Annotated in this window: 23 protein-coding genes; 20 read left to right on the forward strand and 3 right to left on the reverse strand. The window is 62.1% G+C overall.

The features are described 5' to 3' along the window. Nucleotides 1-58: 58 nt before the first annotated feature. The 14 genes from KHO49_RS23375 (at nucleotide 59) to KHO49_RS23440 (ending at nucleotide 14,533) form a co-directional block, all read left to right on the forward strand. Complete coding sequence (locus KHO49_RS23375) at nucleotides 59-907, forward strand: MIP/aquaporin family protein (RefSeq protein WP_102860475.1); 849 nt, start codon at nucleotides 59-61, stop codon at nucleotides 905-907. 76 nt (nucleotides 908-983) lie between these two features. Further along, nucleotides 984-2,489 carry a glycerol kinase GlpK gene (gene glpK / locus KHO49_RS23380; protein WP_102860474.1) on the forward strand — a complete coding sequence of 502 codons (1,506 nt, stop codon included), beginning with the start codon at nucleotides 984-986 and terminating at the stop codon, nucleotides 2,487-2,489. 95 nt (nucleotides 2,490-2,584) lie between these two features. Then, the gene (locus KHO49_RS23385; protein ID WP_011063123.1) at nucleotides 2,585-3,340 is read left to right on the forward strand and encodes a DeoR/GlpR family transcriptional regulator; all 756 of its coding nucleotides are present in this window, start codon (nucleotides 2,585-2,587) and stop codon (nucleotides 3,338-3,340) included. Nucleotides 3,341-3,618: 278 nt separating this feature from the next. Further along, on the forward strand, nucleotides 3,619-5,157 hold the full coding sequence (gene glpD / locus KHO49_RS23390; protein ID WP_110594910.1) for a glycerol-3-phosphate dehydrogenase: 1,539 nt from the start codon (nucleotides 3,619-3,621) through the stop codon (nucleotides 5,155-5,157). A 363-nt stretch (nucleotides 5,158-5,520) separates the two neighbouring features. Next, nucleotides 5,521-6,435, forward strand: a complete 915-nt coding sequence (locus KHO49_RS23395) for a glutamate/aspartate ABC transporter substrate-binding protein (RefSeq protein WP_102860472.1) — start codon at nucleotides 5,521-5,523, stop codon at nucleotides 6,433-6,435. Nucleotides 6,436-6,626: 191 nt separating this feature from the next. Further along, on the forward strand, nucleotides 6,627-7,373 hold the full coding sequence (locus KHO49_RS23400; protein WP_102860471.1) for an amino acid ABC transporter permease: 747 nt from the start codon (nucleotides 6,627-6,629) through the stop codon (nucleotides 7,371-7,373). Further along, nucleotides 7,373-8,044, forward strand: coding sequence for an amino acid ABC transporter permease (locus KHO49_RS23405; protein WP_102880754.1), 672 nt, complete (start codon nucleotides 7,373-7,375; stop codon nucleotides 8,042-8,044). Before KHO49_RS23400 ends, KHO49_RS23405 begins: the two co-directional genes overlap by 1 nt. Continuing rightward, a complete protein-coding gene (locus KHO49_RS23410; protein ID WP_102860470.1) occupies nucleotides 8,041-8,775 on the forward strand; it encodes an amino acid ABC transporter ATP-binding protein in 735 nt (244 codons plus the stop codon). Before KHO49_RS23405 ends, KHO49_RS23410 begins: the two co-directional genes overlap by 4 nt. A gap of 132 nt (nucleotides 8,776-8,907) precedes the next feature. Further along, nucleotides 8,908-10,809 (forward strand): two-component sensor histidine kinase AauS, encoded by a 1,902-nt coding sequence (gene aauS, locus KHO49_RS23415; protein ID WP_213665882.1) that lies wholly within the window; start codon nucleotides 8,908-8,910, stop codon nucleotides 10,807-10,809. Next, the gene (aauR, locus tag KHO49_RS23420; RefSeq protein ID WP_102880756.1) at nucleotides 10,806-12,131 is read left to right on the forward strand and encodes a two-component response regulator AauR; all 1,326 of its coding nucleotides are present in this window, start codon (nucleotides 10,806-10,808) and stop codon (nucleotides 12,129-12,131) included. Before aauS ends, aauR begins: the two co-directional genes overlap by 4 nt. Nucleotides 12,132-12,292: 161 nt before the next feature. Next, complete coding sequence (locus KHO49_RS23425) at nucleotides 12,293-12,631, forward strand: GlpM family protein (protein WP_102860467.1); 339 nt, start codon at nucleotides 12,293-12,295, stop codon at nucleotides 12,629-12,631. A gap of 177 nt (nucleotides 12,632-12,808) precedes the next feature. Beyond that, the gene (locus KHO49_RS23430; RefSeq protein WP_102880757.1) at nucleotides 12,809-13,729 is read left to right on the forward strand and encodes an arginase family protein; all 921 of its coding nucleotides are present in this window, start codon (nucleotides 12,809-12,811) and stop codon (nucleotides 13,727-13,729) included. After that, entirely contained in the window at nucleotides 13,726-14,100 is a 375-nt protein-coding gene (locus KHO49_RS23435; protein WP_102880758.1) for a DMT family transporter, read from the forward strand. The genes KHO49_RS23430 and KHO49_RS23435 overlap by 4 nt, the downstream gene beginning before the upstream one ends. Nucleotides 14,101-14,131: 31 nt before the next feature. Beyond that, on the forward strand, nucleotides 14,132-14,533 hold the full coding sequence (locus KHO49_RS23440; RefSeq protein ID WP_025129629.1) for a DMT family transporter: 402 nt from the start codon (nucleotides 14,132-14,134) through the stop codon (nucleotides 14,531-14,533). A 106-nt stretch (nucleotides 14,534-14,639) separates the two neighbouring features. Here KHO49_RS23440 and KHO49_RS23445 read toward each other — a convergent pair whose 3' ends face one another. Then, complete coding sequence (locus KHO49_RS23445) at nucleotides 14,640-15,506, reverse strand: fatty acid desaturase family protein (RefSeq protein WP_213665883.1); 867 nt, start codon at nucleotides 15,504-15,506, stop codon at nucleotides 14,640-14,642. A 103-nt stretch (nucleotides 15,507-15,609) separates the two neighbouring features. Then, the gene (locus KHO49_RS23450; protein WP_249735707.1) at nucleotides 15,610-16,380 is read right to left on the reverse strand and encodes a MipA/OmpV family protein; all 771 of its coding nucleotides are present in this window, start codon (nucleotides 16,378-16,380) and stop codon (nucleotides 15,610-15,612) included. Between the two features lie 229 nt (nucleotides 16,381-16,609). On the opposite strand from KHO49_RS23450, the gene KHO49_RS23455 reads away from it, so the two are divergent. The 6 genes from KHO49_RS23455 to KHO49_RS23480 are packed head-to-tail and all read left to right on the forward strand — an operon-like array spanning nucleotide 16,610 to nucleotide 23,853. Further along, entirely contained in the window at nucleotides 16,610-17,305 is a 696-nt protein-coding gene (locus tag KHO49_RS23455; RefSeq protein WP_123394057.1) for an HAD-IB family phosphatase, read from the forward strand. After that, nucleotides 17,298-18,692, forward strand: a complete 1,395-nt coding sequence (locus tag KHO49_RS23460) for an aspartate aminotransferase family protein (RefSeq protein WP_102860462.1) — start codon at nucleotides 17,298-17,300, stop codon at nucleotides 18,690-18,692. Before KHO49_RS23455 ends, KHO49_RS23460 begins: the two co-directional genes overlap by 8 nt. Continuing rightward, nucleotides 18,689-19,555, forward strand: a complete 867-nt coding sequence (locus KHO49_RS23465) for an alpha/beta hydrolase (protein ID WP_102880761.1) — start codon at nucleotides 18,689-18,691, stop codon at nucleotides 19,553-19,555. Before KHO49_RS23460 ends, KHO49_RS23465 begins: the two co-directional genes overlap by 4 nt. 14 nt (nucleotides 19,556-19,569) lie before the next feature. Beyond that, nucleotides 19,570-20,697, forward strand: coding sequence for a GNAT family N-acetyltransferase (locus KHO49_RS23470; protein ID WP_110651369.1), 1,128 nt, complete (start codon nucleotides 19,570-19,572; stop codon nucleotides 20,695-20,697). Continuing rightward, the gene (locus KHO49_RS23475; RefSeq protein ID WP_110594913.1) at nucleotides 20,694-22,466 is read left to right on the forward strand and encodes a sensor histidine kinase; all 1,773 of its coding nucleotides are present in this window, start codon (nucleotides 20,694-20,696) and stop codon (nucleotides 22,464-22,466) included. The genes KHO49_RS23470 and KHO49_RS23475 overlap by 4 nt, the downstream gene beginning before the upstream one ends. Next, a complete protein-coding gene (locus KHO49_RS23480) occupies nucleotides 22,456-23,853 on the forward strand; it encodes a sigma-54-dependent transcriptional regulator (protein WP_110651367.1) in 1,398 nt (465 codons plus the stop codon). Before KHO49_RS23475 ends, KHO49_RS23480 begins: the two co-directional genes overlap by 11 nt. Before the next feature lie 50 nt (nucleotides 23,854-23,903). Here KHO49_RS23480 and KHO49_RS23485 read toward each other — a convergent pair whose 3' ends face one another. Then, nucleotides 23,904-24,938, reverse strand: a complete 1,035-nt coding sequence (locus KHO49_RS23485; protein ID WP_213665884.1) for an alpha/beta fold hydrolase — start codon at nucleotides 24,936-24,938, stop codon at nucleotides 23,904-23,906. Between the last annotated feature and the right edge of the window lie 29 nt (nucleotides 24,939-24,967).

A 24,967-nucleotide genomic window follows, 5' to 3' on the forward strand; every position in this document is an offset into this window, starting at 1 on the left:
AGTCGCGCTCCATGCCTTTTGCAGCAGCGCCAGACAACAACAAAAATCGAGGTTCACAATGACAACTGCTCTGCAACAACCGTCGCTATCGGGCCAATGCATGGCCGAGTTCCTGGGTACTGCGCTATTGATCTTCTTCGGCACCGGCTGTGTCGCCGCGCTCAAGGTCGCGGGCGCCAGCTTCGGTCTGTGGGAAATCAGCATCATCTGGGGGATCGGCGTGAGCATGGCGATCTACCTGACTGCCGGGGTCTCCGGCGCGCACCTGAATCCGGCCGTGAGTATCGCTCTGTGGCTGTTCGCCGACTTTGATAAACGCAAACTGCCGTTCTATATCCTGGCCCAGGTCGCCGGCGCCTTCTGCGCGGCGCTGTTGGTTTACACGCTGTACAGCAACCTATTCTTCGATTTCGAACAATCCCACCAAATGATCCGTGGCTCCCAGGCCAGCCTGGAACTGGCCTCGGTGTTCTCCACCTTCCCCAACCCGGCACTGTCCACTGCCCAGGCGTTCCTGGTGGAAGTGGTGATCACAGCGATTCTCATGGGGGTGATCATGTCCCTGACCGATGACAACAACGGCCTGCCTCGCGGCCCGATGGCGCCGCTGCTGATCGGCCTGCTGATTGCCGTGATCGGCAGCGCAATGGGTCCCCTGACCGGCTTCGCCATGAACCCGGCACGGGACTTCGGCCCTAAACTGATGACGTTCATGACTGGCTGGGGTGAAATCTCCTTCACCGGCGGCCGTGACATTCCGTATTTCCTGGTACCGATCTTTGCCCCGATTCTGGGGGCCTGCCTCGGTGCTGCGGCCTATCGCGGGCTGATTGCCCGGCATCTGCCCAGCGCTGTTGCCGCCTCCGAGGCCGAACCGGCCATAGAGGGCAAAGTCAAAGTTTCTTGATTCTCGCGGCGCATGATCCTGCCCAAATCGATCACGCGCCTGTTCTCACTCCCTTATTTCGTCCAAGGCAATCGACATGACCGACATTCAGAATAAGAACTACATCATTGCCCTTGATCAGGGTACGACCAGCTCCCGGGCGATCATTTTCGACCGCGATGCCAACGTGGTCTGCACTGCCCAGCGTGAATTCGCCCAGCATTACCCTCAGGCCGGCTGGGTCGAACATGACCCGATGGAAATCTTCGCCACCCAGAGCGCGGTGATGGTGGAGGCCCTGGCACAAGCCGGCCTGCATCACGATCAGGTAGCGGCCATCGGCATCACCAACCAGCGTGAAACCACAGTGGTCTGGGACAAGACCACCGGCCGCCCGATCTACAACGCCATCGTCTGGCAGTGCCGCCGCAGCACCGAGATCTGCCAGCAGCTCAAGCGCGACGGCCTGGAAGACTACATCCGCGACACCACCGGCCTGGTCACCGACCCCTACTTCTCCGGCACCAAGCTCAAGTGGATCCTCGACAATGTCGAAGGCAGCCGTGAGCGCGCCCGTAGCGGCGAACTGCTGTTCGGCACCATCGACAGCTGGCTGATCTGGAAATTCACTGGCGGCAAGACCCACGTCACCGACTACACCAACGCCTCGCGCACCATGCTCTTCAACATCCACACTCTGGAGTGGGACGCGAAGATGCTGGAGGTGCTGGACATCCCGCGGGAGATGCTCCCGGAAGTGAAGTCCTCGTCGGAAATCTACGGCCGTACCAAGAGTGGCATCGCCATCGGCGGTATCGCTGGCGACCAGCAAGCCGCATTGTTTGGCCAGATGTGCGTCGAGCCGGGCCAGGCCAAGAACACCTACGGCACGGGTTGCTTCCTGCTGATGAACACCGGCGACAAGGCGGTGAAGTCCCAGCACGGCATGCTCACCACCATCGCCTGTGGCCCCCGCGGCGAAGTGGCCTATGCCCTGGAAGGCGCCGTGTTCAACGGCGGCTCCACTGTGCAGTGGCTGCGCGATGAACTGAAAATCATCAACGACGCCCATGACACCGAATACTTCGCCGGCAAGGTCAAGGACAGCAACGGCGTGTACCTGGTACCCGCCTTTACCGGTCTGGGCGCTCCCTACTGGGACCCCTACGCCCGCGGCGCGCTATTTGGCCTGACCCGTGGCGTACGCGTGGACCACATCATCCGCGCCGCCCTGGAGTCCATTGCCTATCAGACCCGCGATGTGCTTGACGCCATGCAGCAGGATTCCGGCGAACGCCTGAAAGCCCTGCGGGTTGACGGCGGCGCAGTGGCCAACAACTTCCTCATGCAATTCCAGGCGGACATTCTCGGCACTCAGGTGGAGCGCCCGCAAATGCGCGAAACCACAGCCTTGGGCGCGGCCTACCTGGCGGGCCTGGCCTGCGGTTTCTGGGGCAGCCTGGAAGAGCTGCGAGGCAAAGCGGTGATCGAGCGCGAGTTCGAACCACAGCTGGCGCAAGAGGAAAAAGAAGGCCTGTATGCAGGCTGGAAGAAAGCGGTGAGCCGCACCCGCGACTGGGAACCCCACGACGAGGCCAAATAAGCCAAGCCGTGGATTGGTAACCGCTTGTAACTGGTCGGGAGGGGATTCCTGCGGCATCATGGGCAAATTTTGCACGGCAGCCCAAAGGAAGCCCCATGAATCTGCCTCCCCGTCAGCAACAAATCCTCGATCTGGTCCGCGAACGCGGGTACGTCAGCATCGAGGAATTGGCCCAGCTGTTCGTTGTTACCCCGCAAACCATCCGCCGCGACATCAACCAGCTGGCGGAAGCCAATCTGCTGCGCCGCTATCACGGCGGCGCGGCCTATGATTCCAGCGTCGAAAACACCGCCTACGCCATGCGCGCCGATCAGATGCGCGACGAAAAGCAACGCATCGGTGAAGCCGTTGCCGCGCAGATCCCCGATCACGCCTCGTTGTTCATCAACATCGGCACCACCACCGAGTCCATCGCCCGCGCCCTGCTCAACCACAGCCACCTGAAGATCATCACCAACAACCTGCACGTGGCCTCGATGCTCAGCGCCAAGGACGATTTCGATGTGCTGCTCACTGGCGGCAATGTGCGCCGTGACGGCGGCGTGGTCGGCCAGGCCAGCGTCGACTTCATCAATCAGTTCAAAGTGGATTTCGCCCTGGTGGGCATCAGCGGTATCGACGAAGACGGTAGCCTGCTGGACTTCGACTATCAGGAAGTACGGGTATCTCAGGCGATCATCGCCAACGCCCGACAAGTGATCCTCGCCGCCGACTCCAGCAAGTTCGGGCGCAATGCCATGATCCGCCTGGGTCCCATCAGCCTGATCGATTGCCTGGTCACCGACCAGCAACCGGTACCGGCCCTGACCCAACTGCTCAACCAGCACAAGATCCGCCTCGAAGTGGTCTGACCCCCTCCTCCCCTCCCGGATCCGGCTGTGTCCGAACGCCGCCCAGCAAGGGCTGCATCGTTTTCGGAATCGACACGGCCGATCACTCGCACACAGTCAAAGCCCGCGGCAGCGACTACAGTTACCCCTCGTTAATGTTCGTAAACTTTCCTTTCAGGGCATTTCGATCAGTTTTTTCAATCGAAACTTGCTGGATACGCCCTTCTTTATGCGCTAGTATTTTCGAAAATGAACATTAATGTTCGAATTCAAATATCAAAGCAACACGAGGCCTGTCGATGCCCACTTCTACCTTGCCCGCGCGCCCTCTCTCCGAGGTTTACGATATCGCCGTCATCGGCGGTGGGATCAATGGTGTTGGAATTGCCGCGGATGCGGCAGGTCGCGGCCTGTCCGTGTTCCTTTGCGAAAAAGACGATCTGGCCAGCCACACCTCGTCGGCCAGCAGCAAGCTGATCCACGGCGGCCTGCGCTACCTCGAACATTACGAGTTTCGCCTAGTGCGCGAAGCCCTGGCCGAACGTGAAGTGCTGCTGGCCAAGGCCCCGCACATCGTCAAGCCCATGCGCTTTGTACTGCCGCACCGGCCGCACCTGCGCCCGGCCTGGATGATTCGTGCCGGCCTGTTCCTGTATGACCACCTGGGCAAGCGCGAAAAACTCGCCGGCTCGCGCAGCCTGAAGTTCGGCGCCGACAGCGCCCTGAAGGCCGAGATCACCAAAGGCTTCGAATACTCCGATTGCTGGGTCGACGATGCCCGCCTGGTGGTGCTCAATGCCATGGCCGCCCGGGAGCACGGCGCCCACGTGCATACCCAGACCCGTTGCGTCAGCGCCCGGCGCAGCAAGGGCCTGTGGCAGCTGGAACTGGAGCGTGCCGACGGCAGCCTGTTCTCCATCAGCGCCAAAGCCCTGGTGAACGCAGCCGGCCCCTGGGTCGCCAAGTTCATCAAGGATGACCTGAAACTGGAGTCGCCTTACGGCATCCGCCTGATCCAGGGCAGCCACCTGATCGTGCCCAAGCTGTACGAAGGCGAGCACGCACACATTCTGCAGAACGAAGACCAGCGTATCGTCTTCACCATTCCCTACCTCGATCAGTTCACCCTGATCGGCACCACCGACCGCGAATACACCGGTGATCCGGCCAAGGTGGCGATTACCGAAGCGGAAACCGATTACCTGCTGCAAGTGGTCAATGCGCACTTCAAGAAGCAACTGAGCCGCAGCGACATCCAGCACAGCTACTCCGGGGTTCGCCCACTGTGCAACGACGAATCCGACAACCCTTCGGCGGTGACTCGCGACTACACCCTGGCCCTTTCCGGCACTGGCGAGGAAGCTCCGCTGCTCTCGGTGTTCGGCGGCAAGCTGACCACCTATCGCAAGCTGGCGGAATCGGCCATGGCGCAACTGGCGCCTTACTTCAAGCAGGCCAAGCCCAGCTGGACTGCCACAGCCACCCTGCCCGGCGGCGAGAACATGAGCACGCCACAGGCCCTGGCAGAAGCCATCCGCAAGAAATTCGACTGGGTGCCCAGCCAGATCGCCCAGCGCTGGGCCAGCACCTATGGCAGCCGCACCTGGCGCCTGCTGGAGGGTGTACACAGCCTCAGCGACCTGGGCGAGCACCTGGGTGGCGGCCTCTATACTCGTGAAGTGGATTATCTGTGCGCGGAGGAATGGGCACTGAAAGCCCAGGACATCCTCTGGCGCCGGAGCAAACTCGGCCTGTTCACCACCGTGGCGCAACAGCAGCAACTGGAAGACTACTTGCAGAAGGTCGAGCACAACCGCGGCAAGATCAAGGCCGCCTGAGTAGCTCGGATAGACAAAGCCCCTGCGCCCTAAGGTTCAGGGGCTTTTTTGTGGGCGACGCATTGAACGTTTCACCAGCACGCCGGCTCCTACAGGTGCCGGATGCGCATTCGGTTTTCCGAACACAGCACCGAAAATGATTCGGATAACCGGATAATCCGCAGTAAAAACCTTCGCAACAAATATTTAATAGCCTTTAAAATCAAGGCGTTGCCCATGAACAATGGGTCTGGCACGACTCATGCTCTACACTGTGCGACGAATGCCTGTCGTGCCAACACAACAGGAGCCGTCAAGGCATTCGCTGTATAAAAGAGCCGTCGAACTGGCTTCATAAAAAAAACAAATGTCGAGGAAATATTGATGCGCATCGTTCCCCATCTGTTGGGCGCAGCTATCGCTGCCGCTCTGATTAGCACTCCAGTTTTCGCAGCCGAACTCACCGGCACACTGAAGAAAATCAAAGAATCCGGCACCATCACCCTCGGACATCGCGACGCTTCCATTCCGTTTTCCTACATCGCTGACGCTTCCGGCGTGCCAGTGGGCTACTCCCACGACATCCAGCTGAAAATCGTCGAAGCGATCAAGAAAGACCTCGACATGCCTGACCTCAAGGTCAAGTACAACCTGGTCACCTCCCAGACCCGTATCCCACTGGTGCAGAACGGCACCGTAGACGTCGAGTGTGGTTCCACCACCAACAACGTCGAACGTCAGCAACAGGTCGACTTCTCCGTCGGCATCTTCGAAATCGGTACCCGTCTGCTGTCCAAAAAGGACTCGACCTACAAAGATTTCGCTGACCTCAAAGGCAAGAACGTGGTGACCACCGCTGGCACCACTTCCGAGCGCATCCTCAAGGCGATGAACGCCGACAAGCAGATGGGCATGAACGTGATCTCCGCCAAGGACCACGGTGAGTCGTTCCAGATGCTGGAATCGGGCCGCGCCGTGGCCTTCATGATGGACGACGCGCTGTTGGCCGGTGAAATGGCCAAGGCCAAGAAGCCTGCCGACTGGGCCGTGACCGGCACTCCTCAGTCCTACGAAATCTACGGCTGCATGGTGCGCAAGGGCGATGCCCCGTTCAAGAAAGCCGTGGATGACGCCATCGTCGCCACCTACAAGTCGGGCGAGATCAACAAGATCTACGACAAATGGTTCCAATCGCCGATCCCGCCAAAAGGCCTGAACCTGATGTTCCCGATGAGCGACGAGCTCAAGGCCCTGATCGCCAACCCGACCGACAAAGCGGCTGACGACAAGAAGTCCTGATTCCTGACTAACCTTATCTCCTGAAGGGGTCCTGCCCTTTCAGGAGCCTGTCACTACCTGCTGGCATTTTTTGGAAACACTCGAACCGGTGGTTGTCGAGCCGCTCGTGTGTGCCTGATCGTCATGATCAGGCGGGAACGGACGTCCCCAGGCGGGTGCTTGTACATCGAACGATCTGAGGGGTAACCCTAATGAATTACAACTGGGACTGGGGCGTATTCTTCAAGTCCACCGGTGTGGGCAGCGAGACCTATCTCGACTGGTTCATCAGCGGTTTGGGCTGGACCATCGCCATCGCCGTGGTGGCCTGGATAATCGCGCTGCTGCTGGGGTCGATCCTGGGCGTCATGCGCACCATACCGAACCGTCTGGTGTCGGGCATTGCCACGGTCTACGTGGAGATTTTCCGTAACGTGCCGCTGCTGGTGCAGCTGTTCATCTGGTACTTCCTGGTGCCGGATCTGCTGCCGGCCAACCTCCAGGAGTGGTACAAGCAGGACCTCAACCCGACCACCTCAGCCTACCTGAGCGTTGTCGTGTGCCTGGGCCTGTTCACCGCCGCACGGGTTTGCGAGCAGGTGCGTACCGGCATCCAGGCGCTGCCACGTGGCCAGGAATCCGCAGCCCGTGCCATGGGCTTCTCGCTGCCGCAGATCTACTGGAACGTGCTGCTGCCCCAGGCCTACCGGATCATCATTCCGCCGCTCACCTCGGAATTCCTCAACGTCTTCAAGAACTCCTCCGTGGCGTCACTGATCGGCTTGATGGAACTGCTGGCCCAGACCAAACAGACCGCCGAATTCTCGGCCAACCTGTTCGAAGCCTTCACCCTGGCTACCCTGATCTACTTCACCTTGAACATGAGCCTGATGCTGCTGATGCGCCTGGTCGAGAAAAAAGTATCGGTCCCCGGCCTGATCTCCGTGGGAGGTAAATAATGGAATTCGACTTCTCGGGCATCATCCCGGCCATTCCCGGCCTGTGGAACGGCATGCTGATGACCCTCAAGCTGATGGTCATGGGCGTGGTGGGCGGGATCATCCTCGGCACCTTGCTGGCACTGATGCGCTTGTCCCACAACAAGCTGCTGTCGAACCTGGCCGGTGCCTACGTCAACTACTTCCGCTCGATTCCGCTGCTGCTGGTGATCACCTGGTTCTACCTGGCGGTGCCGTTCGTGCTGCGCTGGATCACCGGCGAAGACACCCCGATCGGTGCGTTCACCTCCTGCATCGTGGCCTTCATGATGTTCGAAGCGGCGTACTTCTGCGAAATCGTCCGTGCCGGCGTGCAGTCCATTCCCAAGGGCCAGATGGGCGCTGCCCAGGCACTGGGCATGAGCTACAGCCAGACCATGCGCCTGATCATCCTGCCTCAGGCGTTCCGCAAGATGACTCCGCTGCTGCTGCAGCAGAGCATCATCCTGTTCCAGGACACCTCCCTGGTGTACACCGTGGGCCTGGTGGACTTCCTCAACGCCTCGCGTTCCAGCGGCGACATCATCGGCCGCTCCAATGAATTCCTGATCGTTGCCGGTCTGGTGTATTTCACAATCAGCTTTGCCGCCTCGCTGCTGGTCAAGCGTCTGCAAAAAAGGTTCGCCGTATGATCTCTATCAAGAACATCAACAAGTGGTATGGGGACTTCCAGGTGCTGACTGATTGCAGCACCGAGGTCAAGAAAGGTGAGGTGGTGGTGGTCTGCGGGCCGTCCGGCTCGGGCAAATCCACCCTGATCAAATGCGTCAACGCCCTGGAACCCTTCCAGAAGGGCGACATCGTGGTCGATGGCACCTCCATCGCCGACCCGAAGACCAACCTGCCGAAACTGCGTTCTCGCGTGGGCATGGTGTTCCAGCATTTCGAGCTGTTCCCGCACCTGACCATCACCGAGAACCTGACCATCGCGCAGATCAAGGTCCTGGGCCGCAGCAAGGAAGAGGCCACCAAGAAAGGCCTGCAACTGCTGGATCGCGTCGGCCTCTCCGCCCATGCCCACAAGCACCCGGGCCAGCTGTCCGGCGGCCAGCAACAGCGTGTGGCCATCGCCCGCGCCCTGGCCATGGACCCGATCGTCATGCTGTTTGACGAACCCACGTCGGCCCTGGACCCGGAAATGGTCAACGAGGTGCTGGACGTGATGGTGCAACTGGCCCAGGAAGGCATGACCATGATGTGCGTGACCCACGAAATGGGCTTTGCCCGCAAAGTGGCGAACCGGGTGATCTTCATGGACAAGGGCCAGATCATCGAAGACTGCCAGAAAGAGGAATTCTTCGGTGACATCAGCGCCCGCTCCGAACGTGCCCAGCACTTCCTCGAGAAGATCCTGCAGCACTAAACCTGTGCTTCTGTAGGAGCCGGCTGGCCGGCGAAGGGGACGCACCGGGCTCCCCTATCGCCAGGTTCGCCCGCTTTGCCGGCCGGCCGGCTCCTATGGACACCGCACAGTGGTTGACCCAAGGCATCTGTGATGAAATGCGACCCCACTCTCTATCGCGCCGCGCCGCCATCACTCGCCGTGAAACCCCGCCTGATCCGTCACCTGTTCCTGCCGCCCCTGGTCATCCTGCTGATGATCGGCCTGGGCTACGTCGGCTTCTGGATCAGCGAACACAATGGCATTCGCAGCCTCAGTGAAAATGGCGAACGCCAGCTGGAACTGCACGCCCGCGCCGTAGAAAGCGAGATCAGCAAATACACCTATCTGCCTAGCCTCCTGGAACTGGAATCCAGTGTCTCCAGGCTGCTGGCCGATCCCTCGCCGGAGCACCGGCAAACCGTCAACCAATACCTCGAAGGCCTGAATCGGCGCAGCCGCAGCCGGGCCATCTATGTCATGGACACCACCGGCCGGGTGCTGGCCACCAGCAACTGGCGCGATGTCGACAGCTACCTGGGTGAAGACCTGTCCTTCCGCGCCTACTACCAGAACGCCGTACGTGGCCAGCCCGGACGTTTCTACGGCATCGGCAGCACCAGCGGCGAGCCCGGCTACTACCTGGCCCACGGCCTGGAAGAACACGGCAAGATCATTGGCGTGGCGGTGGTCAAAGTGCGCCTGGAGGCCCTGGAGGAACGTTGGCAAAGGGCCCGCCTGGAAGCCTTCGTCAGTGACGAGAACGGCATCATCATTCTCTCCAGCGACCCGGCGCGACGACTCAAGTCGGTCCGCCCGCTCAGCGACGACACCAAGGAACGCCTGGCCCGCAGCCTGCAGTACTACTGGTTCCCCCTCAACGAACTGGAACCCCTGGCCCGGGAACGCCTGGCCGAAGGCGTGGAGAAGCTGACCTTTCCCGCCAATACCGAACTGGTATCCGATGACAAGGCCATCAGCTACCTGTCCCAGACCCGGCCGCTGAGCGACACCCCGTGGAACTTCACCCTGCTCACCCCGTTGCAGGACCTGCGCCGGGAAGCCATCAACCAGGGCATCCTGGTGGCCGTGGCCTTTGCCCTGGTGGCCTTCCTGCTGATCGCCTGGAATGAACGGCGCAAGGTCATCGCCACCCGCCTGGCCGCCCGAGAAGCCCTGCAGGAAGCCAACAGCCAGCTGGAGCGGCGGATCACCGAACGCACCGCCGACCTGCGGGCCAGCAACGAGCGCCTCAAGGGGCAGATCCGCGAACGCCGCCAGGCCGAAGAGACCCTGCGCCGGGCCCAGGACGAACTGGTCCAGGCCGGCAAGCTGGCGGCCATCGGCCAGATGTCTACCAGCATCGCCCACGAGTTGAACCAGCCGCTGGCGGCGCTGCGCACCTTGTCCGGCAACACCGTGCGCTTTCTTGAGCGCGGCGCCCTGGACACCGCCAGCGCCAACCTCAAGACCATCAATGAACTGATCGACCGCATGGGCCGCATCACCGCCAGCCTGCGCTCCTTCGCCCGCCGCGGCGACGACCAGGGCCAGGCCAGCCTGGACAAGGCTGTGGACGCCGCCCTGCAACTCCTCAACGCGCGCATCGAACCCTTGCCCCTGCAACTGCACCGAGCCTTCACCGAACAGACCCTGCAGATCGACCAGACCCGCCTGGAACAGATCCTGGTCAACCTGATCGGCAACGCCCTGGACGCCATGCAGGCCCAACCGGCGCCGGAGCTGTGGCTGGAAGGCGAGCTCGGCGACGGCAAGTATCGCCTGCGGGTCCGCGACAACGGCCATGGCATCGATCTTGAGGCGCGCAAGCACCTGTTCGAACCCTTCTTCACCACCAAACCCGGCGAGCAGGGCCTGGGCCTGGGCCTGACCCTGTCCGCCAGCCTCGCCGCCGCCACCGGCGGCAGCCTGGGGGTGGAACATCCGGCAAGCGGCGGCACCGCCTTTGTCCTCAGCTTGCCCCTGGCAAGCCCCAATCAAGCCGAGCCGATATGAACAACGAGCTGACCGTGCTGATCGTCGAAGACGACCCCCATGTCCTGCTGGGTTGCCAACAGGCCCTGGCCCTGGAAGATATTCCCTGCATCGGCGTGGGCAGCGCCGAAGAAGCCCTGGCCCAGGTCGGGGAGAACTTTCCCGGCATCGTGGTCAGTGATATCCGCCTGCCGGGCATCGATGGCCTGGAACTGCTGACCCAACTCAAGGCCCGGGATCGCAGCCTGCCGGTGGTGCTGATCACCGGTCACGGGGATATTTCCATGGCCGTGGGGGCAATGCAGAAAGGCGCCTACGACTTCATGGAGAAACCCTTTTCTCCCGAGCGTCTGGTGGACGTGGCCCGCCGCGCCCTGGAACAACGGGGACTGGCCCGGGAAGTGACCTCCCTGCGCCGCCAGTTGGCCGAACGCAGTTCCCTGGAGGGACGGATCATCGGCCGCTCGCCGGCCATGCAGAACCTGCGGGAGCTGATCGCCAACGTCGCCGACACTTCGGCCAACGTGCTGATCGAGGGCGAAACCGGTACCGGCAAGGAACTGGTCGCCCGCTGCCTGCACGACTTCAGCCGCCGCCACCAACAACAGTTCGTCGCCCTGAACTGCGGCGGCCTGCCGGAAAACCTCTTCGAAAGTGAAATCTTCGGCCATGAGGCCAACGCCTTCACCGGCGCCGGCAAGCGCCGTATCGGCAAGATCGAGCACGCCCACCAAGGCACGCTGTTCCTTGATGAAGTGGAAAGCATGCCGATCAATCTGCAGATCAAGCTGTTGCGGGTATTGCAGGAGCGGACCCTGGAGCGCCTCGGATCGAACCAGAGCGTGGCCGTGGATTGCCGGGTGATCGCGGCCACCAAGTCGGACCTGGACGAACTGAGCCGGGCCAAGGCATTTCGCAGCGACCTGTATTACCGCCTCAACGTGGTGACCCTGGAACTACCGCCCCTGCGCGAACGCCGCGAGGACATCCTGCAACTGTTCGAACACTTCCTGCAGCAGTCGTCCCTGCGTTTCGACCGCACCGTGCCAGAGCTGGACAACCAGACCCTATCGACCCTCATGAGCCACGACTGGCCGGGCAACGTGCGCGAGTTGCGCAACGTCGCCGAGCGCTTTGCCCTCGGTCTGCCGGCGTTCAAGAAGTCCGGCAGCAGCAACGCCCAGGGCCTGGGTTTCGCCGAAGCGGTGGAAGCCTTTGAACGCAACCTGCTGAACGATGCCTTGCAGCGCAGCGGTGGCAACCTGACCCAGGCCAGCCAGGAACTGGGCATGGCCAAGACCACGCTGTTCGACAAGGTCAAGAAATACGGCCTGAGCCACTAGGCTCTGTACGAAAAGCTTTGAGACGAAGGTCAGGCAAGGCGAAAACGGTCGAGGAAGCGGAGTTTACGGGTTGTAAATGAGCATTCCGAGACCGTTTTCAACGCAGCATCACCGAGTATCAAGGCTTTTCGTACAGAGCCTAACCCAAGGCGCAAACATTTATGGATCTATTATTGAAGGCCGCCCTGGGCGCGGCGGTGGTGGTGATTCTGGCGGCCCTGGCCAAAACCCGGAACTACTACATCGCCGGCCTGGTGCCGCTGTTCCCGACCTTTGCCCTGATTGCCCACTACATCGTCGGCAAGGGCCGTTCTCTGGATGACCTGAAGACCACCATCCTGTTCGGCATGTGGTCGATCATTCCCTACTTCGTCTACCTGGCGACGCTCTATGTAATGGTCGATCGCCTGCGCCTGGAAGCCTCCCTGGCGGTGGCCGCCGTGGCCTGGTTGATTGCCGCCACCCTGCTGGTCAGCGTCTGGGTCCGCCTCCACGCCTGAGCCCTAGCATTCCCGTAGGAACGAGCTTGCTCGCGAAGCCTGCGCCGCGGTCTCTCGCCGGCAACCTGGCCACGACCCTGGCCCGACCCTTGCATTTACCCTGTAAAGCCCGCCCAGCCTGCGTTTTCGCCTGATCACGCAGTTTTCTGGAGGGCGCTGCCATGGGTAAAGAACACCTTGAACATCTTAGATCTCGACCACAGCCTGACCGCCCAGGAGCCCATAGTCCGGCGCCTGAAAAGCGGCCAGGCGCGACGCCTGGACCTGCTGGACCTGGGCCCCAAGCTGCGACTCTGGTCCACCGAACGCACCTACCGTCATTTCCGCGAACGCCTGGGCCAACGCCCCCGGCACAGCGGCCCGCAACCGGAAATCTTCTTTGTCGGCTCCGGCGACTATCACCACCTGACCCCGGCCTTTCTCTACGATCTGCCCGAACCGATCAGCCTGATCCACTTCGACAATCACCCGGATTGGGTGCGCTTCGCCCCCCGCCGGCACTGCGGCTCCTGGGTCAACCGGGCGCTGCAGCTGCCCAATATCCAGCGCATTGTCACCCTGGGCCCGTGCAGTGAAGATCTGCACAACCCACAACTGCGAGGCGGCAACCTCGGCGCCCTGAAGCACGGCAAGCTGCAGCTGTTTCCCTGGCAGCACGCGCCGTCCAAGGTCTGGGGCCGGGTCGGCGATGGCGCCGGGCACCAGCAACAGGAAAACCACCTGCACTGGCGCAATCTGGCGGACCAGGACTGGGCCGCCTTCCTCGCACAAATGATCGACAGCCTGCCCACCGCAGCGGTGTGGATCACCATCGACAAGGACGTGCTGGCCAGCGAAGACGCCGCCACCAACTGGGACCAGGGCGGCATGCGCCTGACCCACTTGCTGCAAGCGATACGCGAACTGGCGGCGCGCAAGCGGGTGCTGGGCATCGATGTCTGCGGCGAGTTCGCCAAACCCGCCTTCAGCAATGCCTTCAAACGCTGGGAAGCCAAGTCGGACCAACCTCCGGCCGAGCGCTGGAGCCAGGACGACCTGCTGCGCAACTCAGTGACCAATGAAGCCCTGATCTCGCTGTTCGAGGAGCTGTTCCCGTGACCTTGACCGTTGTTCTGCTAGTCGCTTTTTCCATTGTGCTGGACGTCATCGGCCAGCTCTGTTTCAAGCTCGGCCTGGACCGCCTGCCGGAGCTGGACGGCGGCTTTCGCCTGAATGCCTTCTGGGGCCAGGTGTTCAACGCGCCCCTGCTGTGGTGCGGTATCGGGGCCTATGTGATCGAGTTTTTCGTCTGGCTCGAAGCCCTGTCCCGGGCCCCTCTGAGCCTGCTGTTTCCAGCTGCGGCCCTGGCCTATTGCGGCGTGGTGCTGGCGGGCAAGCTGGTGCTGGGCGAGACCGTCAGCCGGCGGCGCTGGATGGGCACGCTGGTGATCACCGCCGGGGTGATGCTGGTGTGCGTGGCCAGTACCTGAGCCTTATTCAACGAATAGAAGGAAACCTTTCATGAGTTCGAACACCTCCCACGGCTGGCTGCACGAGCGTCTGGGCACCATCGTGCTCTGGGCCCTGCTGATCGGCTTCGAGAGCGCCGGCCAGATCGCTACCAAAGTTGGCGGCGACCAATTGGGGCAGATGGATTTCAACCTGCAATGGCTGGCGGCGGTAGCGGTCAATCCGGGCGTGTTGCTGGCAATTGCCTGCTATATCGGCGCGTTTTTCGTGTGGATGCTGATCTTGCGTCGCAGCAGCCTGTCCCTGGCGTTCCCCTTGAGCTCCCTGGTCTTTGTCGTGGTGCTGCTGGGCTCCTGGCTGGGCCTGGGCGAACAGATCAGCCTGCTGCACTGGGTCGGGGTCTTGGTGATCATCGGCGGGATTGCCCTCTTGGCGGAGGGTGAAGAGGCCTGAGGGCCTCTTTGCTACAGCGAAGGGATGTTGTGTGAGAGCCGGCTTGCCGGCGAAGGCGATCTTGCCGACCCCTTCGCTGGCAAGCCAGCTCCTACAGCCACGGGGTTTAGGCCTTGCGGTGGGCAACCAGGAATCCCAGGCCGTGGGACACGGGAATCACTTTCACCCCCGCCGCCCGCTGCTGTTCGCGGATCTCGCGGTGGAAGGCCTTGACCTTGGTCCAATGCATTTTCGGCCGGTAATGGTGCTCGGCGTGATAGCCGTTGTTCATCCAGATCAGGTTGTACAGCGGGCTGTAGGAACTCACGCCCCAGGCAATCGGCAGGTCCGGATTGCCCCCCAGGTGCTCGTAGTAGCCATTGAGCGAAGACAGCGACTGCCCCAGGTACCAGAACGGCAGCAGCACCAGCACCGCATGCCAGTCATACAGCGCCAGGGCCAGATAGAACGCCACTGTGACGCCGATTTCCACTTTTACCCATCGAGCATCGTCAGGCCGTTTGCGCTGCATTTCCTGATAGATCTCCTTGGGATCGTCACGGAAAAAGCTCAGAAAAGTGTAGGCCCAGGGATTGTCCGGTTGGCCATTCTTGCCATGCAGGTAGATCGACAGCGGGTCCACAGTCTTGCCGTGGGCGTCCGGCAGGTCGGAGTTGCCCCGGTGATGGCGGTTGTGGATATCGCGGTACAGGGTCTGGGAGAAACCTATGGTCACCGACAGCAGCAGATCGAAGGCGCGGTTCATCCACCCGGGGGTGAAATAGGCGTTGTGGATCTGGTTGTGGGAAATGCTATTGATGCTCCACGACAGGCTGACTGAATACAGCAGCGCTGCCGGGACGATCAACCACCAGGACAGGGCGTGGAAATCCAGCACCAGCCACAGGACGAAGGCGAAATGCGCCACGGCCATGACAATCGGAATCAGGTCCCAAAGGGAATAGGCCAGTAGACGGTAGGCAGGTCGAGCCATGAAAAACTTCCTAAGAAATTGAGTGCATGGCCGTCATTGCAAAGGCCAGACCAGTTTTCCCTGGAAGCGCCGCAGGCCGGGGGGCGGCCTGCAGCAACGCGCCTCAGAACTTGTAGCTGACGGCGGTCTGCACCTGGCCCTGGTTGACTTCGCCCCGCTGACGAACAATGGAGCTGTTCGCTGCGGAGTTGACCAGACGGATCCAACTGGCACTGGCCACCAGCGACCAATTGTTGCCCAGCGGCACCTGGATGTTCTGGCTCAGGCTGAAGTTCTGCAGGCCACCGCCGGCACTGTAGCGATCGATACCCGAAGCCAGGGCTTCCTTGGCGTTGACGCCAAAGAAGGTCTGACTCTGGCGGGCGTCGGCAAAGTGCAGGGTCAGGTTATTGCTGCCGATGATGCCCATGCCCAAGGGATAGCCGATCTCCCCTCCGACCTTGCCCAGCATGCCGCCCTGGCCACCGGCACCGCCGACGGCCTGGCCCACGGCGGCGAACACCCGCCAGAAGTCGTCCGGGGCGTATTGCACGAAAGCCCCGACATCGGCCATGTCGCGCACATCCCGCAAACCGCGCAGCTCACCATCGGCGTTACGTCCCTGCAGGTAGTTGATATAGGGGCCGGCGCTGAAACCATTGCCCTTGAACGCATCCCAGGTCAGGCCGTCGTCGGTACTGAGGCTGACATCGCCCCAGTCCAGATCCAGGTACGGCAGCGGCACCGTGTCATAGCGGCTGCCCGTGGGGTCATGGGGTTGATAGCCGACGCCCAGACCGAGTTCGCCCGTGATGTCGGAATCGGCAAAGGCACTACAGGCAACGGTCAGCGACAGCAGGCCGGCGAGTAAAGCAGGGGAAGAAAGCCGAGGCATGAATGAGTTTCCTTGTCTGAACATGCGCGCATCAATCATCAGAGCGCCCCTGGAACGCAAGCACTGATGTTGTTTGTAGCGACCTACAAAATTTGTAGCAAGAACGCTACAAATCTCCCGCCGCCCTCGCCAGAGGCCCAGCCCTGCTGGGTTTTCGCAACTTGGCACAGTCCCTGCTCTACCCCTGTCGCAAGCGCAAACAGCGCTCTTATTCAACAGGTAACAGCAGATGATGCACTGGCATATCGTATGTGACTTCGACGGGACCATCTCCCGCGCCGACGTGATCGATAACGTTCTCCAACGCTTCGCCGACCCGAGCTGGGAAGGCATAGAACAGGAATGGCTGGACGGTCACATCGGCTCCCGAGAATGCCTCAGTCGCCAACTGGCCCTGGTCAAGGCTTCGCCCGCCGAACTGCTGGGCTACTTCGACAGTGTCGAAATCGACCCGGACTTCCCCGACTTCGTCGATCACGTGATCGGCCTGGGCGCTTCCATTGAAGTGGTCAGTGACGGCATCGAGCAAGGCATCGCCCGCATCCTGGCACGCAACTACGTGACCCTGCTGCCGATCCTCGCCAACCGCCTGCGCCAGGTCGACCACAACAGCTGGCGCATCGACTTTCCCTACGCCAGCGACGCCTGCCGCGCCGCCTCCGGCAACTGCAAGTGCAAATCCACGCCACGGGGCAAACGGGTGCTGGTGATCGGTGATGGCCAGTCGGACATGTGCGTGGCTGCCACCGCCGACTTCGTCTTCGCCAAGGATCGCCTGGCCGACTACTGCGAACGCAACAAGATTCCTCACGCTCGGTTCGACTCCTTCGCCGAACTGCCGGCGCTGTTGGCAAAACTGCCGAACAACGCGGCCAACGCCACCCATTTCTCCCTTGAAACCCAGGAACTCTTCCACCATGTCTGATATCCGCATCGCTACCGCCGAAGACCAGATCCTTCTGGAAAAAGAAGCCAAGTACTGCTCCTACGGCGATACCGTTCACTACATCGAACCCCCGCGCATCTTCAGCCGCTGCGAAGGTTCCTACGTCTGGGACACCAGCGACCAGGCCTACCTCGACCTGCAGATGTGGTACTCGGCGGTGAACTTCGGCTACGCCAACCCGCGCCTGAACAATGCCCTCAAGCAACAGATCGACACCCTGCCGCAGATTGCCAGCCAGTACCTGCACAAAGGCAAGATCGAGCTGTCGGAAATGATTGCCGTGGACGCCAAGAAGAAGTTCGGCCTCGACGGTCGCGTGCACTTCAACGTCGGCGGTTCGCAGTCGGTCGAGGACTCGCTGAAAGTGGTGCGTAACGCCACCAACGGCAAGAGCCTGATGTTCGCCTTCGAAGGCGGCTACCACGGTCGTACCCTGGGCGCCTCGTCGATCACCTCCAGCTACCGCTACCGTCGCCGCTACGGCCACTTCGGCGAGCGCGCGCAGTTCATCCCGTTCCCGTACCACTTCCGCGGCCCTAAAGGCATGACCAAGGAAGAGTACGGCAGCCACTGCGTGCAGCAGTTCGCCCGCCTGTTCGAGACCGAATACAACGGTGTGTGGGACCCGAAAGTCGGCCAGAGCGAATACGCCGCCTTCTACGTCGAGCCGATCCAGGGCACCGGCGGCTACGTGATCCCGCCGATGAACTTCTACAGCGAGCTCAAGCAGGTGCTGGACCAGCACGGCATCCTGATGGTGGTGGACGAAATCCAGATGGGCTTCTACCGCACCGGCAAGCTGTGGTCCATCGAGCACTTCGACGTCCAACCCGACGTGATCGTGTTCGGCAAGGCGCTGACCAACGGCCTCAACCCACTGGGCGGCATCTGGGCCCGTGAAGAGCTGATCAACCCGGGCGTATTCCCGCCAGGCTCGACTCACTCCACCTTCGCCTCCAACCCGCTGGGCACCGCCGTGGGCCTGGAAATGTTCAAGATGACCAGCGAGATCGACTACGGCGCGATGGTCATGGAAAAGGGCAAGTACTTCCTGGCCGGCCTGCAAGACCTGCAGAAGCGCTACCCGATCATCGGCGATGTCGACGGCCTGGGCCTGGCGCTGCGCTGCGAAATCTGCACCACCGACGGCTTCACCCCGGACAAGGCGACCCTGGACTTCATGGTCGAGGAAGGCATGAAGGGCGACATCGAGATCGACGGCCAGCGCCTGGGCCTGATCCTCGACGTGGGCGGCTACTACAAGAACGTCATCACCCTGGCCCCGTCGCTGGAAATCAGCTACGCGGAAATCGATCTGGGCATCGCACTGCTGGACCGCCTGCTGGATCGGGCCATGAAGCGATGAGCGCCGCTGAGATCGATCTGGGCGAAGGCGACGCCGGCTTCGTTCTCGGCACGGGTCCGGTCGGGGTCTTGTTGATCCACGGCCTGACCGGCACCCCGACGGAACTCCGTCGGGTGGCCCAGGGCCTGGCCAAGGACGGAACGTGCACGGTGTACGTTCCGACCCTGCCCGGGCACTGCGGGGACAACAGCGACCTGCAGGCCACCGGCTGGCAGGACTGGTACGAGGGCGTGCGCAAGACCTTTGTCGGCGTGCAACAGCGTCACGAGCAAGTGTTCGTCGGCGGTCTGTCCATGGGCGCCGTGATGTCCATGTACCTGGCGTCCGAGCATCCGGGGCAGATCAGCGGCCTGCTGATGTATTCCACCACCCTCAAGTACGACGGTTGGAGCATCAACAAGCTGGCGTTCCTCACCCCGTTGCTGATGAAGATTCCCTTCGGCGTGCACATCTGCCGCTTCGAGGAAAAGCCGCCCTACGGCATCAAGAACGAACGCCTGCGGGCCATTGTCGAGAAACAGATGAAGGCCGGCCAGAGCAGCGATGCAGGCCTCTTGACCATGGAGGGCGTGACGGTGCGCGAGTTGCACCGGATGAACGCCGTGGTCAAGAAACGCATGCCTTCGATCATGACCCCGGCCCTGGTACTGCACTCCAGCGAGGACGACATCACCAGTCCGTGGAATGCCGACTACGTGGAGCGCAAGCTCGGCGGCCCGGTGACCAAGATCCTCCTCGACAACTGCTATCACATGATCACCGTGGACCTGCAATACCAGCGGGTGATCGAGTTGAGCGTGGACTTCATCCAGCAGCGAGTGGTTGCACCTGCGGTGCGCGAAGACTATCGCCAGCTGGCATGACTTAAGGAAGATACGTGATTACCGCCCAAGCCTTTTCCACCATCCAGGCCATTGAACGCAGCGCCTGGAACGACTGTTTTCCAGACGCCCTGGAGGATTGGGACTACTACCTGGCCGTGGAAAAAGCCGCCATCGCCGACTTCCAGTGGCGCTACCTGGCGATCTACGAGGGCTCGACCCTGGTGGCGGTAGCGCCGGCCTTCACGACTCAGTATCGGCTCGACACCACGGTCTCCGGCCTGGCCAAACGCTTCACCGAACGCCTGGCACGCCAGTGGCCAGGTGCCCTGGAGCTGCGCCTGTACGCCATCGGCTCGCCCGTGGCCGAACAGTGCAGTGCCGGCACCGCCAGCCACGTTCCCCTGGAACGTCGTCAGGCGTTGCTGGAGCAGTTGTTGCAACTGGCCCGGCGCGACGCCGACCGCTTCGGCATCGGCCTGATGGCGGTCAAGGATGCCCCCAGCAGCGACCCGCAATGGGCCGCCAGTTGCCGGGCCGCCGGCCTGCAGGCGATGCCGAGCCTGCCCAGCGCGCTGCTGCCGGTGCCCTTCGCCTCGATCGACGCCTATCTTGGCACCCTGGGCAAGTCCACTCGCAAGGACCTGCGGCGCAAGCTGCGCGCCCCGGCGCCGCGCATCGAGTGGCGGCGGCAGATCGACGACGTGCTGCCCGACATCATGCGCCTCTACGAAGCCACCCTGGAACGCAGCGACCTGCAGTTCGAGCGCCTGCCGGCGGCCTATTTCACCGGCATTCTCGAACAACTGGACCAGCGCGCCGCCTGCGTCCTGTACTGGGTCCAGGACCAACTGGTGGCCTTCAACCTGGTACTCATCGACCAGCATCGGCTGATCGACAAATTCTTCGCCCACGACTTGAACGTCACCCGTGAGCACAATCTGTACTTCCGCAGTTGGCTGGCCAACGTCGACTACTGTATCCAGCAGCACATTCCCCTGTACGAGTGTGGTCAGGCCGGTTACGCCAGCAAGTTGCGCCTGGGTTGCCAGTTCACCGGTAACATGTTGTTTTTCCGACATCGCAATCCCTTGCTCAATGCCCTGCTCAAGGTGATAAAACGCTTTGTCCGTCCGGATCGCTCCGACCCCGCCATGGCTGCTGCAATAAGCGAAAGTACATGACCAGAAAAGATCGTCGCCCGCCCCGCCCTTTTGCCATCTCCCGCTGGAGCCTGCAGCGCAAGCTGGTGTTGGCGTTCTGGCTGGTCAGTGTGATTCCCACCATGATTGCCGCGGAGCTGGCGGCCACCACGTTGTCGGAGATTTTCGACAGCAACGTGCGCATCTGGCTGCAGGAATCCACCAAGATCGTCGAGGACGAGATCACCGAGATCCTCCATGACAACGCGCGGATCGCCCAGCTGTTCCTGCGCTATACGCGCCCGCCCACGGACCGCAATGCAGCCAAGCATGACAAGCTCACCGCCGACATTGCCGACTCCATGGGCATCGACGTGGTGGCGCTGATCCGCAAGAGCGACCACAAGGTGATGTTCACCACCGCCGCGGACGACGTGGTAGGGCAGATCAGCACCGCTTCCAACGCCGTCCTGCAGACCATCCAGGTGGGTGGTGTGGCCACCGGGGCGGTGGTCTCGACCTTCCAGACCCAGCTCGACGGGGTCGACTATCAGCTGTTGATCGCCACCTACCTGGACGCCAGCTTCCTCACCAGCGTGGCCGATGTGCACTCCCTGGACCTGCGCCTGTACCTGGCCAAGGCCGATGATTTCTCGGAGATCTTCGCCACCCAGCGCTTCGAGGACCATCCCCCCCGCGTGCCGCACAAGATCGAAGACATCCTGCGCGCCACCCGCCAGCCCACCGAGCAGTTCACCAGCCGCTACAGCGGCCTGTACCGGCCGATCTTCAACGACAGCGGCGACCTGGTGGGGGTGATTTTCAGTGGCCTGCTGCGCCACAGCAGCCTGGTGGGCCTGGTTAACCAGAGCAACCTGTTCATCCTGATCTTCCTCCTCAGCTCGGCCGCCTCGCTGTGTGTCGGCTGGCTGGTGTCGCAACGCCTGACGCGGCCGCTGCGGGGCCTGTCCAAAGGCGTCCAGGCGGTGATCGCCGGCGACTACCGGCAGCGGGTGCCGGTGATCGGTGGCGACGAACTGGCGGAGCTGAGCAGCACCTTCAACCACATGAGCGAGCGCCTGGGAGAACTGCAGCACCTGGAGGGCCAGTTGCGCCGTCGCGATCGCCTGCACGCCCTGGGCGAGGTGGCCATGGGCCTGGCCCATGAAATCCGCAATCCGCTGGGCATCATCAAGACCGCCACCCAGTTGCTGCACCGTCGGGCCAACCTGCCGGAAAACGACAAACGCCACCTGGAATACGTGATCAGTGAAGTCAGCCGGATCAACGACCTGATCACCGACTTTCTCGACTTCGCCAAGCCCAGCGCGCCCATTCGTGCCACTCAGGCGGCACGCCCGCTGGTCGAGGAACTGCTGGGCTTCTGCACCCCGGAACTGGCGACCCACAATATCGAAGCGCGGATCGACGACCAGGCACCGGGTGCGACCATCCACGCCGATGCCCGGCAGCTCAAGCAGGCCTGCCTGAACCTGATCCTCAACGCCATCGACGCCATGCCCGAGGGCGGCCGCCTGACCCTGGGCATCGCCCAGCAGGAAGACGAAACCATCCTCAGCGTCAGCGATACCGGCCAGGGCATCGAGCCGGACATGCTGGAACGCATCTTCACCCCCTTCGTCACCACCAAGGCCTCGGGCACCGGCCTGGGCCTGGCGAAAGTCTTTTCGATCATGGAAAGCCATGACGGCCACATCGAGTGCGTCAGCGAAAAAGATGCCGGCGCCACCTTCAGCCTGTACATTCCGGCCAACGGTGAAGAGGACGACGAGGACACTGATGACGCATAACCTGCTGGTGGTCGATGACGAACCCAAACTCTGTGACCTGCTGTCTTCGGCCTTGAGCCAGAACGGCATCCAGGTGTTCACGGCGAGCAATGGCCTGCACGCCCTCAAGGTGCTGGAGCAGGAAGACATCGACCTGGTGATCAGCGACTGGCGCATGCCGGGCATGGACGGGCCGCAACTGCTGGCAGAAATCAAGCAGCGCTACCCGAACCTGCCAGTGATCGTGATGACCGCCTACAGCACGGTGAAGAACGCTGTGCAGTCCATGCGCAACGGTGCCTACGACTACATTGCCAAGCCCTTCGATATCGATGAGCTGGACATCACCGTCAGCAAGGCCCTGCAGTTTCGCGACATCCTCAAAGACAACCAGCGCATGCGCGCCGAGCTCGACGAGCACCAGCAGTTCGACAGCCTGGTGGGCGACAGCCCGGCCTTTCGCCAGGTACTGCAGGCGGTGGACTCGGTACGCGAGAGCAGCGCCACCATTCTCCTGACCGGAGAAAGCGGCACCGGCAAGGAGATGGTCGCCCGGGCCATCCACAAGCACGGCAATCGCGCGGACAAACCCTTTGTCGCCGTCAATTGCGCGGCCATTCCCGAAGGCTTGCTGGAAAGCGAGATGTTCGGCCACCGCAAGGGCGCCTTCACCGGCGCCGTGGCGGACCGGGTCGGACGCTTCCAGCAGGCCGACAAGGGCACCCTGTTTCTCGATGAAGTGGGCGACATGCCCCTGGCCTTGCAGGCCAAGATCCTCCGCGCCCTGCAGGAACGCGTGATCGAGCCGGTGGGCGATCCCCGGGAGCGCAAGGTCGATGTGCGGGTGATCGCCGCGACCAACAAGAACCTGCTGGAAGCCGTGGCCAACAAGGAGTTCCGCGAGGACCTGTACTACCGCCTCAACGTCTTCCCCATTCCCTTGCCGGCGCTGCGCGAGCGGGTCGAGGACATCGCTCCACTGGCCCGCCACTTCGCCCACAGCCTGGGGGCCACCGCCGGCAAGCGCATCACGGGCTTCAGCCCCCAAGCCCTGCAGGCCATGGCCTCCTACACCTGGCCAGGGAACATCCGCGAACTGCAGAACTGCGTGGAGCGGGCCACCATCGTCGCCCGCGCATCGGTCATCGAAGAAAGTGACCTGCCAGGCTATCTGTTCGACACCCCACCAGCAGGAACCGAGGGCAACGTGGCCCTCAGCGTCGGCCCACAAGTGCCCAGCGACCTGGACGCGGCCCTGGCCGAAGTGGAGCGGGCCTACATTCTCGCGGCCCTGCACCAGAGCAACGGCGTCCAGGCGGCAGCGGCGCAGATGATCGGCATTTCCGAACGCAGCTTCTGGTACCGCCTGAAAAAGCTCGGCATTCAGGTAGACAAGATCATTCGTTGAGCGGGGGTTGCCTCATTCGCCGGCAAGCCGGCTCCTACTGGCGCATGACCTCACAGCACATTCGCGCTATCCACCGGCTCGATCTGGGCCCAGTGGGAAGTGTCTGCACGGTGGGTCTGCAGATAAGGCAGCACCGCCGCCAGCAAAGGCGCCTTGAAGGCGTCCTGGAAACGATGGGCCAACCCCGGAATCAGCTTCAGCTGGCTGCCCTGGATCTGCGCCGCCAGGTGCACCCCATGCATCACCGGCAACAGCGGATCGGCGGTGCCATGCACCACCAGGGCCGGCACCCGCAGTTGCTTGAGCAAGGCCACCCGACTCGGCTCGGCGAGGATCGCCATGATCTGACGCTTGACGCCCTCCGGGTTGAACGCCCGGTCATAGGACAACGCAGCCTGATGCAGCAGAACCTGACGGTCATCCGCGACCTTCGGGCTGCCCAGGGCCGCCAGCAGGTCCGCCTGCTGCTCCAGGGCGGCTTCACGGTTCGGTGCATTGCGCCGGGACAGCAATTGCACCAGCGCCTCGTTCGGCGCCGGCAGGCCTTCGGCCCCGGAACTGGTCATGATCAGCGTCAGGCTCTCGATTCGTTGTGGCGCCATGGCCGCCAGATGCTGGGCAATCATGCCGCCCATGCTCGCCCCCAGCACATGGAACTGCTCGATGTGCAGGGCATCCATCAACCCCAGGGCATCATCGGCCATGTCGCTCAGGGTATAAGGCGCAGCCACGGGCAGGCCGAGCTTGTAGCGCAGCACTTCGAAGGTCAGGTTGGCGCTGGCCGGAGCCTGGCGCCAGGTGGACAGGCCGACGTCGCGATTGTCATATCGAATCACCCGAAACCCTTGCTGACACAAGGCCTCCACCACTTCGTCCGGCCAGTGGATCAATTGTCCGCCCAGGCCCATGACCAGCAGCAATGCCGGATCGGAACTTCGACCGATGCTTTGGTAGGCCAGGCTCACCTGCGCCAGGTCGACCCGTTGCGTGGGTACGTTGACATCGCAGCGCGAGGCCGCAAAAGACAGCTGGCCGAGCAAAAGCCCGGCCAGCAGGATGACAGTGGAAAACAATCTTGCCCGCATGGAAAACACCGAAACGCAGAACCCCAGTA

The sequence above is a fragment of the Pseudomonas sp. RC4D1 genome, assembly GCF_018390395.1.
Lineage (GTDB): Bacteria > Pseudomonadota > Gammaproteobacteria > Pseudomonadales > Pseudomonadaceae > Aquipseudomonas > Aquipseudomonas danubii.

What these genes read in the sequence shown, in the direction of transcription:
- KHO49_RS23375 (WP_102860475.1), top strand. Translation starts at nt 59, where the DNA reads ATGACAACTGCTCTGCAACAACCGTCGCTATCGGGCCAATGCATGGCC.
- glpK (WP_102860474.1), top strand. Translation starts at nt 984, where the DNA reads ATGACCGACATTCAGAATAAGAACTACATCATTGCCCTTGATCAGGGT.
- KHO49_RS23385 (WP_011063123.1), top strand. Translation starts at nt 2,585, where the DNA reads ATGAATCTGCCTCCCCGTCAGCAACAAATCCTCGATCTGGTCCGCGAA.
- glpD (WP_110594910.1), top strand. Translation starts at nt 3,619, where the DNA reads ATGCCCACTTCTACCTTGCCCGCGCGCCCTCTCTCCGAGGTTTACGAT.
- KHO49_RS23395 (WP_102860472.1), top strand. Translation starts at nt 5,521, where the DNA reads ATGCGCATCGTTCCCCATCTGTTGGGCGCAGCTATCGCTGCCGCTCTG.
- KHO49_RS23400 (WP_102860471.1), top strand. Translation starts at nt 6,627, where the DNA reads ATGAATTACAACTGGGACTGGGGCGTATTCTTCAAGTCCACCGGTGTG.
- KHO49_RS23405 (WP_102880754.1), top strand. Translation starts at nt 7,373, where the DNA reads ATGGAATTCGACTTCTCGGGCATCATCCCGGCCATTCCCGGCCTGTGG.
- KHO49_RS23410 (WP_102860470.1), top strand. Translation starts at nt 8,041, where the DNA reads ATGATCTCTATCAAGAACATCAACAAGTGGTATGGGGACTTCCAGGTG.
- aauS (WP_213665882.1), top strand. Translation starts at nt 8,908, where the DNA reads ATGAAATGCGACCCCACTCTCTATCGCGCCGCGCCGCCATCACTCGCC.
- aauR (WP_102880756.1), top strand. Translation starts at nt 10,806, where the DNA reads ATGAACAACGAGCTGACCGTGCTGATCGTCGAAGACGACCCCCATGTC.
- KHO49_RS23425 (WP_102860467.1), top strand. Translation starts at nt 12,293, where the DNA reads ATGGATCTATTATTGAAGGCCGCCCTGGGCGCGGCGGTGGTGGTGATT.
- KHO49_RS23440 (WP_025129629.1), top strand. Translation starts at nt 14,132, where the DNA reads ATGAGTTCGAACACCTCCCACGGCTGGCTGCACGAGCGTCTGGGCACC.
- KHO49_RS23445 (WP_213665883.1), bottom strand. Translation starts at nt 15,506, where the DNA reads ATGGCTCGACCTGCCTACCGTCTACTGGCCTATTCCCTTTGGGACCTG.
- KHO49_RS23450 (WP_249735707.1), bottom strand. Translation starts at nt 16,380, where the DNA reads ATGCCTCGGCTTTCTTCCCCTGCTTTACTCGCCGGCCTGCTGTCGCTG.
- KHO49_RS23455 (WP_123394057.1), top strand. Translation starts at nt 16,610, where the DNA reads ATGATGCACTGGCATATCGTATGTGACTTCGACGGGACCATCTCCCGC.
- KHO49_RS23460 (WP_102860462.1), top strand. Translation starts at nt 17,298, where the DNA reads ATGTCTGATATCCGCATCGCTACCGCCGAAGACCAGATCCTTCTGGAA.
- KHO49_RS23465 (WP_102880761.1), top strand. Translation starts at nt 18,689, where the DNA reads ATGAGCGCCGCTGAGATCGATCTGGGCGAAGGCGACGCCGGCTTCGTT.
- KHO49_RS23475 (WP_110594913.1), top strand. Translation starts at nt 20,694, where the DNA reads ATGACCAGAAAAGATCGTCGCCCGCCCCGCCCTTTTGCCATCTCCCGC.
- KHO49_RS23480 (WP_110651367.1), top strand. Translation starts at nt 22,456, where the DNA reads ATGACGCATAACCTGCTGGTGGTCGATGACGAACCCAAACTCTGTGAC.
- KHO49_RS23485 (WP_213665884.1), bottom strand. Translation starts at nt 24,938, where the DNA reads ATGCGGGCAAGATTGTTTTCCACTGTCATCCTGCTGGCCGGGCTTTTG.